The sequence below is a fragment of the Bacteroides zhangwenhongii genome (assembly GCF_009193325.2).
Lineage (GTDB): Bacteria > Bacteroidota > Bacteroidia > Bacteroidales > Bacteroidaceae > Bacteroides > Bacteroides zhangwenhongii.
Genome location: NZ_CP059856.1, coordinates 4,558,692 through 4,577,472, shown reverse-complemented (window position 1 = coordinate 4,577,472; position 18,781 = coordinate 4,558,692). Strand labels below are relative to the sequence as shown.

The following is an 18,781-nucleotide window of genomic DNA, read 5'->3' as shown; positions in this document are numbered from 1 at the left end:
TTGGATTCTCTGTGCAGACAACAGATGCCACAGAAAAGTCAGTTGAAGCAAGAGTTTCGTTACTATCCCGTTACTCTTTTCGCTGGCGAGGAGGTCTGAAAAGCCCGTGAGGAAATGGCTGTAAACTATCGAAATACAGCGTTTCGGGAGGCAAAATTAGGGTAATATCTGATGTTGCCTGCGGGAAAAGGACAAAAAAGACGTGAAGCGGATGTGATTGCGCCGATGTGCTGCGGTTTGCTTACAGCCTTTCAGCTCTACATGGAATAATTTTGCAAACAAAAACAATGTAGAGTATGAGCAGAAGCACTTTCAGGGTGTTGTTCTACCTCAAGCGCAACGCGCCGAAAAAGAACGGAATGATTCCCGTGATGTGCCGCATCACGGTGAACGGAAAGGTATCACAGTTCAGCAGCAAGTTGGACGTGGAAGAAAAGATGTGGAACGTGGAGCTGGGCAAACTGACAGGCCGCAGCCTCGTGGCACAGGAGGGCAACCGTATGCTGGACAAGATACGGCTTGGCATCAACAAGGCGTATCAGGAGGTGTGCGACACCGACGGATATGTCACTGCGGAAAAGGTGCGCAACGCTTACTTAGGTCTGGGACAGAACCACAAGACCCTGCTTGCCGTGTTCAAGCAGCACAACGAGGACTATGCGAAACAGGTGGGCAAGATGAAGAGCGAGCGCAGCTACTGGAAATACCGCGTGGTATATAACCACCTGACGGAGTTCATCAAGCAACGCTACAAGATGAGCGACATCGCCCTGCGTGAGCTGACACCCGCCTTCATCACCGACTTCGAGCTGTTCCTCCGCACGGAGAAGAACCACTGCACCAACACCGTGTGGTCATACATGATGCCCTTCCGCAGCATCATCTTCACCGCCATCAACAACGGCTGGCTGGAGCGTGATCCCTTCTATGCCTACCACATCACGAAGGAAGAGACCAAGCGCGGCTTCCTGCCCAAGGAGGAGATTACGGCACTCATCAACGGCACGTTCAAGAAGAAAAGCTATGAACTTATCCGGGACCTCTTCATCTTCTGCTGCTTCACGGGACTGAGCTGGCGGGACATGTACAACCTGACGGAAGAGAACCTGCAGACCTCCTTCGACGGCCACCTGTGGATAAAGACCAACCGCCAGAAGACTGGCGTGGAGTCGAACATCCGCCTGCTCGACGTGCCCAAGCACATCATCGAGAAGTACAGCGGCATGGCAGAAGACGGACGGCTGTTGCCCGTCCCATGTTATGGGAACTGCAAGAACGGCATCAAGGCGATAGCCAAACTTTGCGGCATCAACAAGAACGTCACATGGCACCAGAGCCGCCACTCGTATGCCACCACCATCTGCCTCTCCAACGGTGTGCCGATTGAGACCCTGTCGAAGATGATGGGCCATACCAGCATCCGCAGCACGCAGATTTATGCGAAGATTACCGCCGAGAAGGTAAGCAACGACATGGAATGCCTGTCCAAGCAGATAGAGTCCATGGAGCAGTTCATTTGTCAGACCATCTAACACGGAACGCCATGAGAAGAACTATCAGAATAGACGAGCACGGCCACGTGCGCATGGAGGGCAACCCGCAGGAAGAAGTATGGATGACCCTCGCAGAGATAGCCGATCTGTTCAACCTCACTGCCGCCACCATAGGCCGGGAGATAAAGGCCATCCGCAAGACGGGTGTGCTGGTGGACTATGAGGTGTGCAAATATATCCGCAAGGCGGACGGCTGTTCCGTGGACATCTACCACTGGGACATCATCGTCGCCTTGGCCTATCGGATAAACACCTTCTATGCTCACGCCTTCCGCGAGTGGCTGAAAGAGACAGCTACGAAAGAAAAGGATAAAGAGGCGCACCAAGCCATCTTCATTCCCCTGTGGCCTTTCGGGAATAACTGAAAGGACAGAAATAACAAACGAAAAAGACGGACGGACAATCCCACTCATCAGGGTTGCCCGTCCGTCTTTTTCATTTTTACATGCTAAACATCCGCCCTTCGGTAGTTAGCCTCCAGCAACCGCTGTATGTCATACTCCCGATAGAGAGCCTTGCCGCCAAGCAGAATGAACGGCAGTACACGGTTGTTGCGCAGGTTCTGCAAGGTGCGGCGGCTCACCTTCAATGCTTCCGCCACCTCCTTGTCCGTCAGGTAACGGTCACCGTTCAGCGGAGGGGTATAGTCCTGCAGGAAACGGTTTATCCTGCGATGGCTGTTTTTCAGCGAGAGGAGCATGTCCGCCACCTGCCCTTGCTCCAGCGTGAGAATCTCCTGCTTCATAGGCTGCTCTCCTTACTATTAGTGACGAGGCTTTCCACGTCCTCCCTGCGGTAGTAGAACTTCTTGCCAATCTGCGAGCAGGCAATCAAGCCCTTGTCCCGCATTGTTTGCAAGGTTCTCGGACTGAGGCGCAGCAGCCTGCACACCTCCTCGTTGTCCATCCACTTCGCCATGCGCCTGTCGCTCTCACGACCGCACAGACGGTTCACCTTCTCCGTCAGCGACGAGACATCCGCCATCAGTGCCTCGAACGCCTTTCTTTCAATGATTACTACTTCCATGATTCTGAGTGTTGCTGTGATTATCGGTGCAAAGTTACGCCGCAACCTCCTAAAACCACTCATTTCCAGTGCAGGTGGCAGCATGTGGAACCGTTGGTTTAGCCATCCAAAGCCAATTGCAAGAAAATCTTCTATGAGTCATCTATGAGTCATAAGTTCACCCTTTCCATACCCTGTAATTTTGCAGCAGAAACAAGAAAAAACAGTATTGATTATGAACGTAATAATGATGGAAAGTGCCGCCTTTCAGGAACTGGTCGGGCACATTGAGAAGATAGCGGAGCACATCCGCAGGTATGAGGACAGACTGACCGTTCAACCACAGGAACGGTGGCTGACCAGCAAGGATGTGACCGCCCTGCTCGGTATCAGCCTGCGCACCCTGCAACGCTATCGTGACGAGGGGCGCATCCCCTTCTCGCTGATGGGGCGTACCTGCCGCTACCGCCTCACGGATGTGGAGCGCATGATGAAGGAGTGCTCCATGAGCGGCAACGCAGAGCGCATCGGTGAGCTGCACAGACAGTATATGGTAAGGACTGGCAAGAAAACATAAAAACGGCAAGAAAATGGATACGTACAAGATAGAGCGGCTGTTCCACCTCCTCATGGAGCGGCTCGACAGACACGAGAAGATACTCGACGATCTGCTATACCGCAGCCAGCGACAGGCGGCAGGTCAGGAGGAAGGTACGGAGTGTAAGCTGTACAACGGCGAACGCCTCTACGACAATCAGGACCTCTGCTTGATGCTGCAGGTGAGCAAGCGGTCGCTGCAACGCTACCGCACGTTAGGCATCTTGCCCTACCTCATGCTCCGGCAGAAGACCTACTACAAGGAGTCGGACGTGGAGAAGTTCCTCTCGGAGCATATCGACTGTTTCCAGAAAGAGAAGATGGCGGACTACAAGGCCCGCATCCGATAACAATCAATGTTTCACAATTAAAAGTCAATCAAGATGGCAAAGAAAAAAGACGAAAAAGACGTGCTGATAGTCCGTGATGAAAAGACGGGCGAAATCAGCGTGGTGGCCGGATTACAGGCGGACGGCACCCCCAGACGCACACCGCCAAAGATGGAGAACGCACAGGATTTTCTGCAGTTTGACAAGAACGGCGACGTGCTCGACAATTTCTTCCGCAACTTCTTCCGGCAGTGCAAGGAACCCAGCCGATTCGGCTTCTACCGTATCGCGGCAGACCAGGCGGAGAACCTGCTCGGCGTGATGAAGGAACTGCTGAAAGACCCCGTGGCCAATGCCGACCTGCTCGCACCCCACAAAGTAGATACCTCTGCCTACGAAAAACTGGTGGCGCAGGAACAGAAGGCACAGGAAGAGCAGAAGAAAGAACAGAATCAGACAAACAATGTAGAACCCCAAAAACAAGAAAACATGGAAAAGAAACAACAGGAAAACGTGCAGCAGAACGCACCAGAGAACAAACAAGAGAACAAGCAAAGGCAAGGCTACCAGCCCATCGACGAAAGCCGCATCGACTGGCAGGCTTTGGAAAAGAACTGGGGCGTGAAGCGTGAGGAGCTGGAACAATCCGGCGACCTGCAGAAGATGCTCAACTACGGCAAGTCCGACCTCGTGCGTGTCACGCCCAACTTCGGAGGAGAGTCGTTCAGCCTCGATGCCCGCCTCTCCTTCCGTAAGGACGATGACGGCAACGTGCGACTCGTTCCCCACTTCATCCGCAAGGAGCAGAAGCTCGACGAGTACAAGGGACACAAGTTCACCCCGGAAGAGAAGAAAGCCCTGAAGGAGACAGGCAATCTCGGCAGAATCGTGGACTTGGTGGACAAGGCCACGGGTGAGATAACCCCCTCCTTCATCAGCATCGACCGCAAGACCAATGAGATTACCGACATGCCCGCCGCCCGCATCCGCATCCCCGAACGCATCGGTAAGACGGAGATCACCCCACAGGAGCGAGAGTTGCTCCGTGCCGGACTGCCCGTCAAGGACAAGCTCATCGAGCGCAACGACGGCCGCAAGTTCGTCACCACCCTGCAGGTGAACGTGGAGCAGCGAGGCGTGGAGTTCGTGCCCGGCACGGGTAAGTCGCCCCGTACCGTGGAGGAGCAGAGCAACAAGGAATCCCAAAAGGTGGATCAGTCAGCCCCGCAACAGGAACCCGGCAAGCAACGTCGCAATACATGGACCAACGAGGACGGCAGCATCCGCCCCATCACCAAATGGAAGGGCGTGCCCTTCACCGAGGAGCAGAAAGCCGACTACGTGGCGGGCAAGACCGTCAAGCTGGAGAATGTGCCCGACGACAAGGGTGTACCCTCCACCATGTACCTCCGCTTCAATCCCGACAAGGGCCGTCCCTACCGCTACGACACCAATCCCGATAACGCCCAGAAGGTGGCTCCGGCAAACGAGAGCCGCACGCAGGTGGCCGTCAACAGTCAGGGCAAGACCAATGAAGCGACCAAGAATGTCAACGAGCCGCTGCAGAAGGGACAGACCGCCCCGAAGGACGACATCCAGCAGAAGCAGGAGAAACGCAAGAGCAAAGGCATGAAGGTATGAACCGGAGTGCCACCACTGAATCCACTATTATCCCGAATATTCATCATGACAACATCAAAACAGTAAATCAGTATGAAGACGATTATCGCAGAGAAGCCCTCCGTGGCACGTGAGATAGCCCGCATCGTGGGTGCAACCAAGAGAGAAGAAGGTTATTTTTCCGGCAACGGCTATGCCGTCACCTGGGCCTACGGGCACCTGGTTCAACTCACCATGCCCGAAGGCTACGGCATCCACGGTTTCGCCCGTGAGCACCTACCCATCCTGCCCGACACCTTCACCCTGCAGCCCCGTCACACCAAGACGGAGAAGGGCTACAAGCCCGAACCCAGCGTCGTCACGCAGATACGCATCGTGGGCAGGCTCTTCAGCGAGAGCAAACAGATTGTAGTGGCCACCGATGCCGGACGCGAGGGCGAGCTCATCTTCCGCTACCTCTACAGTTACCTGAACTGCCGCACCCCCTTCGTTCGCCTGTGGATCAGCTCCCTCACCGACAAGGCCATCCGCGAGGGATTGCGCCACCTCGAAGAGGGCAACCGCTACGACCGCCTCTACCATGCCGCCAAGGCACGCAGTGAGGCCGACTGGTTGGTAGGCATCAACGCCACGCAGGCCATGACCATCGCCGCAGGCAGGGGCACCTACTCCCTCGGACGTGTGCAGACACCCACGCTGGCCATGGTGTGCGCCCGCTACTGGGATCACAAACGCTTCACGCCCGAAGCCTTCTGGCAGGTGCATCTGTCTGCGGAAGGCACAGGGGAACAGACGGTGAAGTTCTCTTCCTTGGAGAAATGGAAGGAAAAGTTCCCTGCAGAGCATATATATAATAAGGTAAAGGCGCAGCCCTCCCTGCTCGTCACCAAGGTGGAGTGCAAGGAGAAGGTAGAGGACACGCCGCTGCTCTACGACCTCACCACCCTGCAGAAGGAAGCCAACGCCAAACACGGCTTCACGGCGGAGAAGACACTGGAGATAGCGCAGAAACTCTACGAGAAGAAGCTCATCACCTATCCGCGCACCGGCAGCCGCCACATCCCCGAAGATGTCTTTGCCGAAATCCCCAAGCTGCTCGCCTTCTTGGGTGGCTATCCCGAATGGATTGGCAAGGTGCCCCACAGGGACAGGCTGACCCGCCGCAGCGTGGACAACAGCAAGGTCACCGACCACCACGCCCTGCTCGTCACGGGCGAGAAGCCCCTCTTCCTCTCCAAGGAGGACAACACCATCTATCAGATGATAGCCGGGCGCATGGTGGAAGCCTTCTCCGACAAGTGCGTCAAGGAACTCACCACCGTCACCGCCCTTAGCGGCGAGGCGGAGTTTGCCGCCAAAGGCTGTGTCATCCGTCAGGTAGGATGGCGTGCCGTGCTGGGTGAAGAGAACGAGGAACAAGTACTTCCGCCTTGGAAGAGCGGCGACACCCTTGCCGTATGCGGCGTCAGTCTCACCGAGGGCAAGACCAAGCCGAAGCCCCTGCATACCGAAGCCACCCTGCTCTCAGCGATGGAGACGGCAGGCAAGGACGTGGAGGACGAGGAAGTGCGCCAAGCCATGAAAGAATGCGGAATAGGCACTCCTGCCACCCGTGCCGCCATCATCGAGACCCTCTTTGCCCGCGGCTATGTGCAGCGTTGCAAGAAGTCGCTCGTGCCCACCGAGAAGGGGCTGGCCCTCTACTCCGTAGTGAAAGGAATGCGCATCGCCGACGCTGCCCTCACAGGAGAGTGGGAACGTGAATTGGCACGCATCGAGCGTGGGGAGAAGGAAGCCTCCGCCTTCCATGAGGAGATAGAGCGATACACCACGGAAATCACCGCCGAACTGCTCTCCTGCGACAAGATCTTCGGGCACAAGCCCTCCGGCTGCACCTGTCCCAAGTGCGGCAAAGGGCAGATGCAGTTCTACGGCAAGGTGGTGCGTTGCGACAATCCCGAATGCGGTCTGCACGTGTTCCGCCAGAAAGCCAACCGCGACCTGAAGGACGAGGAAATCAAGGAACTGCTCACCGCCGGGAAGACCTCCCTGCTGAAAGGCTTCAAGAGCAAGCAAGGCAAGAGTTTCGATGCCATTATCGCCTTTGATGCCGACTTCAACACGGTATTTGTCTTCCCCGAAGTGAAAAACAAGGGAAAACATTCCCCGAAGAGGAAATAAATGAGTACCTTCGCCACTGAATCAAAGTCTAATCGTTGGTTTTAAACCTTCGTTTTCTCGCCATGGCAATGATTAAGCGAGCTTATCATTGCTCATCTGGCTTATCGAAAACGTTCTTGTTCTTCTAAGACCGGACTGATTTACTTTGGATTTAGTGGTGGCACTTCGGGAGGGATACCCGGAGTGCTTTTTTTCTTCTATCCCGACATTTAGTATTCACCACTATAATCCAAGAATAGACATGAACAAGAACGAAAAGAAGCGGAAAGAGCTGTCGTACTACCACCTCTATCTGCGAAAACACCTTCAAGAGAACCGTTTTGAGCAGGCCGGTGATGCCTCCTTCATCGAGACCCGTGCCGACCTGGCCGCAACCGCCTACGAGCAGGCACGCCGTGGGGGCTATCCCATAGAGGGAGCGCAGGAACTGGCGATGCAGACCCTGCTGAAAGGGCTGCACCACTCCAAATACGCCATCCTGCGTGAGGTCATCACGAACGAGTTTGCCTACGAAATCCCAGAAACGCAGCAGGAAGCCTTTACCGCGAAGCTGCTGCCCTTGGTGGACAACGTGTTTTCCATCTACGACCTGTCCGACGACCACTTCGCCCAGTCGTTGGACTATGACCTGCTGTACAGCGAACTGACGGGAGCTGTCGTACTCTATCTGGCCGAGTATGGCGTTTAACCGCAAGCAGCGACTGAGGGACAACATTGAGGCGATACGGACGGCCTTCCTCCTTGACCGGGAAGGGCGCACCCCCACCGAGGCCGAGCGCGACATACTGCGCAGCTACTGCGGCTTCGGAGGCTTGAAGTGCATCCTGAATCCCGCCAAGGAACTGACGGATGCCGTCCACTGGGCGAAATCCGACCTCGAACTCTTTGCCCCCACGGCGGAACTGCACCGCCTTATCCGTGAGAACAGCCGTGACGAGACGGAGTACAAGCGTTATGTCGATTCGCTGAAAGGCTCCGTGCTCACGGCCTTCTATACCCCGAAGGAAATCACCGATACCCTCGCAGGCGTGCTTGCGGGGCACGGTGTCGTGCCTGCACGGTTGCTGGAACCGTCGGCAGGCATGGGCGCTTTCGTGGACTCCATGCTGCGCTACGCACCCCAAGCCGATGTGATGGCTTTCGAGAAGGACCTGCTGACGGGCAGGATGCTCCGCCATCTTCATCCCGACCGGAAAGTGCGTATAGAAGGTTTTGAGAAAATAGAAAGACCTTTCAACGACCATTTCGACCTTGCCCTGTCCAACATTCCCTTCGGTGACATCGCCGTGTTCGATGCGGAGTACGAGAAGCGTTCCCTCATGCACCGGACAGCGGCGAAGAAGATTCACAACTACTTCTTCCTGAAAGGACTCGATGCCGTGCGTGACGGCGGCATCGTCGCCTTCCTCACCTCGCAGGGCGTGCTGGACAGCGAGAGCAACAACGGCACCCGCTTCCTGATGATGAGGAATGCCGATCTGCTGTCGGTGGTGCGTATGCCCAACAACCTCTTCACCGAGAATGCCAACACCGAGGTGGGTTGCGACCTGATTATCCTCCAGAAGAACAGTCGCAAGGAAGAACTGACAGAGGATGACCAACTGTTGACGCAGACAGTGAAGGACAACCATACCCATGTGACAACCAACCGCTACCTGTTGGCGCATCCAGAATTGGTCATACACACCAGTGCCAAACTGGACACCGACCCTTACGGGAAGCCTGCTATGGTCTATCTGCACGAGGGCGGTGTAGCAGGAATCGCCGAGGATTTGCGTAAGCGGATTGATGCTGATTTGGCTGCACGATTGGACGTGGCACACTATAAGGGTGTGACAGAAGAGATACCTGTCCAAGCCATTCCGTCTGCAACCAAGGAAATCAAAATAGCGGAAGAAGTCCCGCAGATCAAAGAAGAACCGAAAGAACAACCTTCGACAGATTTTTTCGCAGAAGGGAAGGCGGTACAACTTACCCTCTTTGATTTATGGGAGTACACCGTTCCGCAAGAGAAGCCTGCCCCGAAGAACAAGAAGAAGTCCGCTGTCGCCAAACAGGCACAAAAGGGGAACAATCCCACACCAGCACGTGCGGAGATGCCGAAGAAGCAGGACGGCGAATCATTGCAGTCTTCACAGAAAAATGCAGACGATGCCCCCAAAGAAGATAAGGAAACCCTGCCGGGCGATATCTATGCGGACATCAACTGGGAGGACAATCCGCCCATCAACGGATTCTATGAGGCCATGATGACGCTGACACCCGAACGGCGGGTGGCACTGCGGCAGGAAGCGGAGCGCCATCGTCAGGAGCAGTTGAAGAGATTGGGCGTGAAAGATACGCTCAATCCCGCCTTCATCCCTCCTATGGGAGAGATAAAGCCGCTGTCTGAAGCAGAGCCGACACATGCAGATGTAAAGCAGTCACCGCTTGACCTTACTCCGCATCCCTACGACCGTACCTTGGGGCCACACCATCGTGAAGGCTCCATCGTGCTCGATGCGGCAAGGAACGTGGGCTATCTGAAAGACCTCACGCCCTACGGATCGATGTTCCATCCTGCCGACCTCAGCGGATTCCAGAAAGAGAAACTGATGCTCTATATCTCCCTGCGCGATGCCTACGAGCGTCTGTACAGCTATGAGGCGGAGCACCACGAGGAGAACAAGCCGCAGCGAGGCTACCTCAACACCTACTACGACGAGTTTGTCCTGCGCTATGGCCACCTCAACGCCAAGCAGAACGTGAAGTTGCTGCTGATGGACGCCGCAGGGCGCGACATCCTTTCCTTGGAGCGTGAGGAGAACGGGCAGTTTGTCAAGGCCGACATCTTCGAGCGTCCCGTGTCATTCTCCATGGACGAGATTGTGCAAACCGACTCGCCGGAGGAAGCCCTGTCCGCCTCACTCAACAAGTACGGCACGGTCCATCTCGACTATATGCGCTCGCTCACCGACACCACCGTGGAAGAACTGCTTGCAGCCCTCCACGGCAGGGTCTATTTCAATCCCTTGGCGGACGGCTACGAAATCAGCGACCGCTTCATAGCCGGGAATGTCATAGACAAGGCGGAGCGTATCGAGGCATGGATTGCCGACAACAGGGAGCATGAGCATCTGGCAGAGGCGAAAGAGGCGTTGCAAGCATTGCAGGATGCCGCCCCACAGCGCATCACCTTTGAGGAACTCGACTTCAACTTCGGCGAGAGGTGGATACCCACGGGCATCTACTCCGCCTACATGAGCCACCTCTACGAGACCGATGTCCGCATCGCCTACGCCCCCGGCATGGACGAGTTCTCCGCCGTATGCGACCGTAAGAACATCAAGATATGGGACGAGTTCTGCGTGAAGGGCTACTACCGCCACTACGACGGCATGAGCTTGCTGAAGCACGCCCTGCACAACACCTGTCCCGACATGATGAAGTGCATCGGCCAGGACGAGAACGGCAACGACATCAAGGTGCGCGATGCCGAAGGCATACAGCTCGCCAACGCCAAGATTGACGAGATACGAAACGGCTTCTCCGAATGGCTCGAAGAGCAGTCGCCGGAGTTCAAGGAACGGCTCGTGACGATGTACAACCGCAAGTTCAACTGTTGCGTGCGCCCAAAGTACGACGGCTCTCACCAGACCTTCCCCGACCTCGACCTCAAGGGGCTGGCCAGCCGAGGCGTGAAGGACATCTATCCCTCGCAGAAGGACTGCGTATGGATGCTCAAGCAGAATGGCGGCGGGATATGCGACCACGAGGTGGGGACCGGCAAGACGCTGATAATGTGCATGGCAGCACACGAGATGAAACGGCTGGGCCTCGCCCACAAGCCGATGATTATCGGGCTGAAAGCCAATGTGGCGGAGATTGCTGCCACTTATCAGGCTGCCTATCCGAATGCCCGCATCCTCTACGCTTCGGAAAAGGACTTCTCGACCGCCAACCGTGTGCGTTTCTTCAACAACATCAAGAACAATGACTATGATTGCGTCATTATGTCGCACGACCAGTTCGGGAAAATACCTCAGTCGCCGGAGTTGCAGCAGCGCATACTGCAAGCGGAACTTGACACGGTGGAGGAAAATCTCGAAGTCCTGCGGCAGCAGGGCAAGAACGTGTCGCGGGCGATGCTGAAAGGGCTGGAGAAACGCAAACACAACCTTGAAGCGAAGCTGGAGAAGGTGGAACACGCCATCAAGTCGCGCACGGATGACGTGGTGGACTTCAAGCAGATGGGTATCGACCATATCTTCATTGACGAATCGCACCAATTTAAGAACTTGACTTTCAACACCCGGCATGACCGTGTGGCGGGGTTGGGAAACTCGGAAGGGAGCCAGAAAGCCCTGAATATGCTCTTTGCAATACGCACCATACAGGAGCGCACTGGCAAGGACTTGGGGGCGACATTCCTCTCCGGTACGACCATATCCAACAGCCTGACGGAATTGTACCTGCTCTTCAAGTATCTGCGTCCCAAGGAACTGGAACGGCAGGACATCCGCTGCTTCGACGCATGGGCGGCTATTTTCGCCAAGAAGACAACCGACTTCGAGTTCAACGTGACAAACAACGTGGTGCAGAAGGAACGTTTCCGCTACTTCATCAAAGTGCCGGAGCTTGCCGCCTTCTACAATGAGATCACCGACTACCGCACGGCGGAGGACGTGGGTGTGGATCGTCCGCACAAGAACGAGATACTGCACCACATACCGCCGACACCTGACCAAGAATATTTCATCAAACAGCTGATGGAATTTGCGAAGACTGGCGACGCCACGTTGTTGGGCAGGTTGCCGCTGTCTGAAACGGAGGAGAAGGCAAAGATGCTCATCGCTACCGACTACGCGCGGAAGATGGCTTTGGATATGCGCATGATAGATCCCAATTACGAAGACCACCCCGACAACAAGGCGAGCCACTGCGCCAAGATGATAGCTGAGTATTACCATAAATACGACGCGCAGAAAGGCACGCAGTTCGTTTTCTCGGATTTGGGTACATACCAGCCGGGCGACGGGTGGAACGTGTACAGCGAGATAAAGCGAAAACTGACGGAGGATTACGGCATACCGGCAAGCGAGGTGCGCTTCATTCAGGAGTGCAAGACGGACAAGGCTCGCAAAGCAGTGATAGACGCCATGAACGCCGGGACGGTGCGTGTATTGTTCGGTTCCACCTCTATGCTCGGAACGGGCGTGAACGCGCAGAAACGGTGTGTCGCCATCCATCATTTGGATACACCGTGGCGACCGTCTGATCTGCAACAGCGTGACGGACGTGGAGTTAGAGCCGGCAATGAGATTGCCAAACATTTTGCCGGAAACAACGTGGATGTCATCATTTACGCCGTGGAGAAGTCACTGGACAGCTACAAGTTCAACCTGCTGCACTGCAAGCAGACGTTCATCTCGCAGCTCAAAAGCGGGGCTATGGGCGCACGTACCATCGACGAGGGGGCTATGGACGAGAAATCGGGCATGAACTTCTCGGAGTATATGGCATTGCTTTCCGGCAATACCGACCTGCTTGACAAAGCGAAGTTGGAGAAGCGTATCGCCTCACTCGAAGGGGAACGCAAGTCGTTCAACAAGGGCAAGCGGGATTCGGAGTTCAAACTGGAATCCAAGACGGGAGAACTGCGTAACAACACGGCTTTCATTGATGCCATGACGGAGGACTGGAACAGGTTTCTTTCGGTTGTGCGGACGGATAATGAGGGCAATCGCCTGAATACCGTCAAGGTGGACGGCGTGGATTCAACCGACGAGAAGGTTCTCGGAAAGCGTTTGCAGGAAATCGCCAAGAACGCCACGACGGGCGGACTGTACAAGGCTGTCGGGGAACTTTACGGTTTTCCGATAAAGGTGGTCAGTGAGCGGATTCTCAAAGAAGGACTGGAGTTTACCGACAACCGCTTTGTGGTGGAGGGAAACTATAAGTACACCTACAACAACGGGCATCTGGCGATGGCAGACCCGATAGCCGCCGCACGTAACTTCCTGAACGCATTGGAGAGGATTCCGTCCATCATCGACCAGTACAAGGCAAAGAACGAGGTGCTGGAAAAGGAGATTCCGCAGTTGCAGGAGATAGCGGGCAAGGTGTGGAAGAAGGAAGACGAACTGAAACAGTTGAAATCCGAACTTGCCGCGCTTGACCGTAAGATTCAGTTGGAGCTTGCACCGCCTACACCGGAAGTTGCCGAAAAGGAGAATGAAAGGCAGGAGGTCAAGCCGGATGCAAGTAGTGTACGGTACGAATCATCACAACATACTGAAAATGCTCCGCAGATACACAGCCCAGCGAATGATCGACCTTCGTCTGGCAACTCCATTGCCAACCATATCGTCATTGGACGTCAGGGATTATATACAAGAGAGGAAAACCGCTCGAAAGGAATAAAAATATAATCCAGATTAAAGAGGTTGTCTAACAAATCTGAATTTTACGATTTCACCCCGTCAGAATAAGCTCTGACAGGGGTGATTTTCATTTTCGGGGACTTATTAGACAGCCTCTTTTTGCATTGAGATACGAGACTTTAGATATTGTGATAGGTTAAAAAAAGAAAAATTCGATGAAAAAAACGCACGATTATTTGGTTGATTCAATCGTTTATCGTAATTTTGCGATGAATTAAAAATGAGAAGTGATTATGGCATATAGTAAAGCACAGCATTTTGAAGACCGGGACGTGATGGCAGCCCGTTTTGCAAAGGCTCTGAGCCACCCGGCACGAATAGCAATCGTAAGGTTGTTGGCTAACCATAATGCCTGTTGTTATTGTGGAGACTTGACAACGGAATTGCCAATCGCGCAGTCTACCATATCACAGCATTTGAAGGTACTGAAAGATGTAGGTCTGATAGACGGCGAGATAGCTCCACCAAAGGTTTGCTATCGTATTAACCGTGAAAGCCTGCTTTTGGCAAAGAAGTTGTTTTCAGAACTCTTATGATTTGAATAAGAGTTTTTTTATTGGTATATAACATCGTATTTTTACGATATAAAATAAACTATGGAACAGATAACGGCAAAAAGAGAAAAAAGAAAATCACTGCTGAGAATAGCAATCCCTATCATATTATCATCCTGTCTTCAGATCTCATACGATATTACGGATATGTTCTGGGTCGGGAAACTGGGAAGCGGAGAAGTGGCTGCTGTTGGAACAGCCGGATTTTATATCAAGTTGGGTTGGTCTTTGATAAGCGTGATAACCATTGGTACCATGGTATCGGTTTCACACAGTATAGGGGCTGAAAAGAAGGACAGAATACAACACTTCATATCATGCGGAATACGCAGTACATTCGTGTTGGGGATATTCTATGCCCTGTTCGTCTTTATGCTGGCAGAGCCTCTTATATCCCTTTTCAATATCGAAAGACCGGAAGTAAACACGATGGCTCAGAACTATCTGAGGATAAGCAGTATCACTGTTCTTATCATGTTTATGAACCTTTTGTTTACCGCCATTATAGACGCACACGGAAAGACACAGTTCTCGTTCAGGGCGGTACTTTATGGGAATATCGTCAATATCATTCTTGACCCTCTGTTTATATTTTATTTCGGACTGGGAGTGGAAGGTGCGGCATGGGCTACGGCATTTTCACAGTGGGGTGCCATGATGTATGCGATATATCTTCTCAGACATAGGCTTGAACTTACCTTGAGTATAAAAGCGGTACCCCGCAAGTTTCTCAGGAAAATACTTGGAATAGGCACAGCACCTGCCATGCAGCGTATTTTGTTCTCGCTTATCGGTATAGCCATCGGGCGTATAGTAAGTATATGGGGAACAGATGCAATAGCCGCACAGAAGCTGGGTCTTCAGATAGAGTCGCTTTCGTTTCTTCTTATGAACGGTCTTATGCAGGCAACCTCCATACTGATAGGGCAATATTACGGGGAAAGGAATACGGATATGATTAGGAAATGCTATCGTACAAGCATCAGGCTTGGATATTGTATTTCCATACCTGCCACATTCATATTTTTAGCTTTCCCGGAAACCATACTGTCATTTTTCGTGAAGGAGGCTGCCACCATAGAAATAGGCAGTGCCTATCTGCGTATAGTCGGCTTCTCACAGCTGTTTGCCACACTTGAAATACTCACTTCGGGAGCTTATACCGGACAGGGGCTTACCAAATATCCTGCAACCGTGAGCATCGTGTTCACCACAATGAGGATACCTCTTGCCCTTCTGCTTGGCAAAAGTATGGGAATGGGAATAGATGGTGTCTGGTGGAGCATATCGCTTACTAGCGTGATAAAGGGCATTGTACTTTATCTATTATATAGAAAAAGGGAAAAGGAACTTGAAGAATCAAACATACAATATAGCAGTATATGAATACACAGGATTTTTGCTTTATACTTAAACAGAACAGCCATCTGCTTAGAGAGGGGTGTTTCGGACTTGAAAAGGAAAATGTCAGGGTCAATCAGGACGGTACGCTTGCCCTGACTCCACACCCGGCAGTATTTGGCGACAAGGGGAAGCACCCTTATATAACCACCGACTTTTCAGAGAGTCAGGTGGAAATGATAACTCCGCCGCTGCCAAGTGTAGGAGAGGCTTTGGGATTTATGGAAACGCTGCACGATGTGGTTACGGAGAATATCGGCGATGAGCTTCTCTGGCCTCAGAGCCTTCCTCCTGTATTGAAGGAGAATCAGGAGATACCCATTGCACATTATTCGGGAGAGTTCAAGGACAAGGAGTATTACCGTCAGAAACTTGCCGGAACCTACGGAAAGGAAAGGCAGCTTATTTCGGGAATACACTTCAATTTCTCTTTTTCGGAAAAACTGATGGACGTTCTGCTAAAAAGCGGTGTTTGCGGCAGCTCTATGGAGGAGGTCAGGGAAACGGTATATTTTCGTGTGGTAAGGAACTTTCTCAAATACCGCTGGCTTTTTATCTGGCTGTACGGTGAATCTCCGCTTGCAGAAGAAACCCTGAATGTGATTTCGCTTAAAACGGGAGAAAAGCAGCCCATGAAGTGTGGGGTAAGCCTCAGTCTGAGGACAAGTCCATTAGGGTATCGTAACCGTGAGGAGTTCTTCATCGATTATTCCTCACTTGAAGCCTATAATATGTCTATTGACAAACTGATAAGGGAAAACCGTATTGACGGACCTCACGAGCTTTATCTTCCGGTCCGTATCAAGTTTCTGGAAAAGGATAATGGTTCTCCTTCTTATATTGAGGTACGAATTGTGGATCTTGACCCGTTTACAAAATCGGGGGTATGTGCAAGTGCCATTTATTTTTCTCACCTTCTGCTTGTCTATTCTCTGCTGAAGGAGGAGAACGGAAGTCTTACGGAGGAAGAACTGCAAAGGGCAACACGTAATCAGGATATGGCTTCATGCTATGGAAGAGACGAAAAGAAGGAGTTGAAATGCTGCTCGACCACTGTACAGCAGAAAGCTACTTCTATTTTAGAAGATATGGAGAGAATTCTCTCAGAATATGGGGTGCTTGACGATGAAATCTACCGTCAGGAGATGCAGCATAATCTGTACCTTGTACAGAATCCTGAGAAGCGTATAGGCATGGTACTGTATGAGAACATAAACAGGGTGGGGTTTGTACCGTTCCATCTGGAAAAGGCAAGACAGTATAGGGAAACCACCATAAGCGGAGGTTACAGATTTCATGGACTGGAGGATATGGAAATGTCCACACAGCTTCTGCTGAAGGCTGCAATACTTAAAGGGATAGGTTTTGAAATACTTGACCGTAAGGAAAATTTCATACGTCTGTTTGACGGTAAAAAGGAAGAATATGTGATGCAGGCAACCAAGACCTCTCTGGACTCATACGTGTCTGTACTGATGATGGAAAATAAGGTGGTAACGAAGAAGGTGCTGGAACGTGCCGGAATAAGCGTGCCGGGCGGTTATGAATACACGTCACCGGAGGCAGGTATGGCAGACTACCGCCTGTATGCAGGGAAACCTGTGGTAATCAAGCCTAAGTCCACCAATTTCGGATTGGGTATAACCATACTGAAGCACAACTATGATGAAACGGACTTCAAGGCAGCCTTGCAGATAGCCTTTGAGCATGACAACACGGTGCTTATAGAGAAGTTCATACCGGGAAGGGAATTCAGGATATTCATCATCAATGATGAAGTGGTAGGTATCCTTCACCGTGTTCCGGCAAATGTGACGGGTGACGGTGTTCTGAATATCGGACAACTGATAGACAGGAAGAATGAAGATCCGCTCAGAGGTAAAGGATATCGCACCCCTTTGGAGAAAATCAGAAAGGGGCGTGAGGAAGAAATGTTTCTGAAGCAGCAGGGAATGGATTTCAACACTGTACCCAAAGAGAGGGAAGTGGTCTATCTTCGTGAGAACTCCAATATCAGTACGGGAGGAGACAGCATAGATTTTACAGACGATATAGACGATTCGTACAAGGCTATTGCTGTGGAAGCTGCAAAAGCTCTGAACGTGAAGATTACCGGACTGGATATGATGATACAGGATATTCATGCTCCTGCCACACCGGATAACTATGCGATCATTGAAATGAACTTCAATCCTGCCATACATATACACTGTTATCCGTTCAAGGGCAAGAACAGACACCTGAACCATAAGATGATCAAGGCTTTGGGATTTTAAAGACAGTGCAGACAATAAAAAGGATATGACCTATCCTTTTTATTATAGGTTTAACCAACGTATATTTACGATTTAAATATATATAATCACATGGAACATATTACATACATCGGAGAAGTTGTTGAAAAGTTGGCGGATTATTCATCATTCCCTGAACTTTTCATCAAATATGAAGAAGGAGACCCGATACCTTCAGGTAAAGCCATACATGAGATAATAGAACTTTGCCGTGCAGTCCTGTTTCCGGGGTATTATGGAAATCATACGGTAAACAGCCAGACACTCACATTTCATCTTGGGGTGACACTGGAGAAGCTGAGCAATATCCTGACGCAGCAGATACAGGCGGGTATGCTCTTCGGAAATGAGAACATGAAGGAAAGGATAAAGGGAACTCCCTGCTGCCAGACGGCAAGAAAGTATGCCGAGAGGTTCATACGGAGCCTTCCCGAAATGAGAAGGGTGCTGGCAACGGACATTCATGCAGCCTTTGACGGAGATCCGGCAGCGACCTGTATCGGGGAGATAATATCCTGCTATCCTGCCATCAGAGTCATTTCAAACCACAGGATTGCCCACGAACTATATAAAATGGAGATACCGCTCATACCGAGAATTATCAGTGAGCTTGCCCATTTTGAGACAGGGATAGATATTCATCCGGGGGCTGAGATAGGAGAATATTTCAATATAGCCTAAAATCCGCAAGCAATCTCAATGGCAATCTCAATTGCAGTAAAGAGCTTGAACACTATGCATCATGATAGTATGAGCGTGAATTTTGTCCGATTTGTGCATACCTTCCCCTTACCCCACAATGCGACTTGAGGCAATACGCAGATT

General features: G+C 52.1%; 12 protein-coding genes and 3 pseudogenes. 13 read left to right on the top strand and 2 right to left on the bottom strand.

Annotation, left to right across the window (positions count from 1 at the left end):
• Nucleotides 1–296: 296 nt before the first annotated feature.
• Together GD630_RS18210 and GD630_RS18205 are read left to right on the top strand one after the other, a co-directional pair.
• The gene (locus tag GD630_RS18210; protein ID WP_122343478.1) at nucleotides 297–1,532 is read left to right on the top strand and encodes a site-specific integrase; all 1,236 of its coding nucleotides are present in this window, start codon (nucleotides 297–299) and stop codon (nucleotides 1,530–1,532) included.
• Between the two features lie 11 nt (nucleotides 1,533–1,543).
• A complete protein-coding gene (locus GD630_RS18205) occupies nucleotides 1,544–1,918 on the top strand; it encodes a RhuM protein (protein ID WP_143868565.1) in 375 nt (124 codons plus the stop codon).
• Nucleotides 1,919–2,001: 83 nt separating this feature from the next.
• Here the strand turns inward: GD630_RS18205 and GD630_RS18200 are convergent, their stop codons facing one another.
• Nucleotides 2,002–2,253 (bottom strand): helix-turn-helix domain-containing protein, encoded by a 252-nt coding sequence (locus tag GD630_RS18200; protein WP_238023651.1) that lies wholly within the window; start codon nucleotides 2,251–2,253, stop codon nucleotides 2,002–2,004.
• Between the two features lie 41 nt (nucleotides 2,254–2,294).
• Nucleotides 2,295–2,579: a helix-turn-helix domain-containing protein gene (locus GD630_RS18195; protein WP_122343473.1), complete on the bottom strand. Its 285-nt coding sequence runs from the start codon at nucleotides 2,577–2,579 to the stop codon at nucleotides 2,295–2,297.
• Between the two features lie 214 nt (nucleotides 2,580–2,793).
• Between GD630_RS18195 and GD630_RS18190 the strand changes: the two genes are divergently transcribed.
• From GD630_RS18190 to GD630_RS18145, 11 genes and pseudogenes are all read left to right on the top strand, one after another.
• Nucleotides 2,794–3,135 carry a helix-turn-helix domain-containing protein gene (locus tag GD630_RS18190; protein WP_122343471.1) on the top strand — a complete coding sequence of 114 codons (342 nt, stop codon included), beginning with the start codon at nucleotides 2,794–2,796 and terminating at the stop codon, nucleotides 3,133–3,135.
• A gap of 13 nt (nucleotides 3,136–3,148) precedes the next feature.
• On the top strand, nucleotides 3,149–3,505 hold the full coding sequence (locus GD630_RS21525) for a helix-turn-helix domain-containing protein (protein WP_310478418.1): 357 nt from the start codon (nucleotides 3,149–3,151) through the stop codon (nucleotides 3,503–3,505).
• A 33-nt stretch (nucleotides 3,506–3,538) separates the two neighbouring features.
• Nucleotides 3,539–4,909: pseudogene (locus GD630_RS18180) on the top strand (DUF4099 domain-containing protein); the annotation flags it as partial.
• 288 nt (nucleotides 4,910–5,197) lie between these two features.
• A complete protein-coding gene (locus GD630_RS18175) occupies nucleotides 5,198–7,285 on the top strand; it encodes a type IA DNA topoisomerase (protein ID WP_143868563.1) in 2,088 nt (695 codons plus the stop codon).
• A 241-nt stretch (nucleotides 7,286–7,526) separates the two neighbouring features.
• Nucleotides 7,527–7,973 (top strand): DUF1896 domain-containing protein, encoded by a 447-nt coding sequence (locus GD630_RS18170; RefSeq protein ID WP_122343465.1) that lies wholly within the window; start codon nucleotides 7,527–7,529, stop codon nucleotides 7,971–7,973.
• Nucleotides 7,963–9,580: pseudogene (locus tag GD630_RS21620) on the top strand (N-6 DNA methylase); the annotation flags it as partial. The gene GD630_RS18170 and the pseudogene GD630_RS21620, both read left to right, overlap by 11 nt.
• 137 nt (nucleotides 9,581–9,717) lie before the next feature.
• Nucleotides 9,718–13,695, top strand: a pseudogene (locus GD630_RS18165) (helicase-related protein); the annotation flags it as partial.
• A 245-nt stretch (nucleotides 13,696–13,940) separates the two neighbouring features.
• Complete coding sequence (locus GD630_RS18160) at nucleotides 13,941–14,243, top strand: ArsR/SmtB family transcription factor (RefSeq protein WP_143868559.1); 303 nt, start codon at nucleotides 13,941–13,943, stop codon at nucleotides 14,241–14,243.
• Nucleotides 14,244–14,303: 60 nt separating this feature from the next.
• Nucleotides 14,304–15,647, top strand: coding sequence for an MATE family efflux transporter (locus tag GD630_RS18155; RefSeq protein ID WP_032585415.1), 1,344 nt, complete (start codon nucleotides 14,304–14,306; stop codon nucleotides 15,645–15,647).
• Complete coding sequence (gshAB, locus tag GD630_RS18150) at nucleotides 15,644–17,938, top strand: bifunctional glutamate--cysteine ligase GshA/glutathione synthetase GshB (RefSeq protein WP_032585417.1); 2,295 nt, start codon at nucleotides 15,644–15,646, stop codon at nucleotides 17,936–17,938. Before GD630_RS18155 ends, gshAB begins: the two co-directional genes overlap by 4 nt.
• Nucleotides 17,939–18,028: 90 nt before the next feature.
• Nucleotides 18,029–18,637, top strand: a complete 609-nt coding sequence (locus tag GD630_RS18145) for a serine O-acetyltransferase (protein ID WP_238482938.1) — start codon at nucleotides 18,029–18,031, stop codon at nucleotides 18,635–18,637.
• The last annotated feature ends 144 nt before the right edge of the window (nucleotides 18,638–18,781 follow it).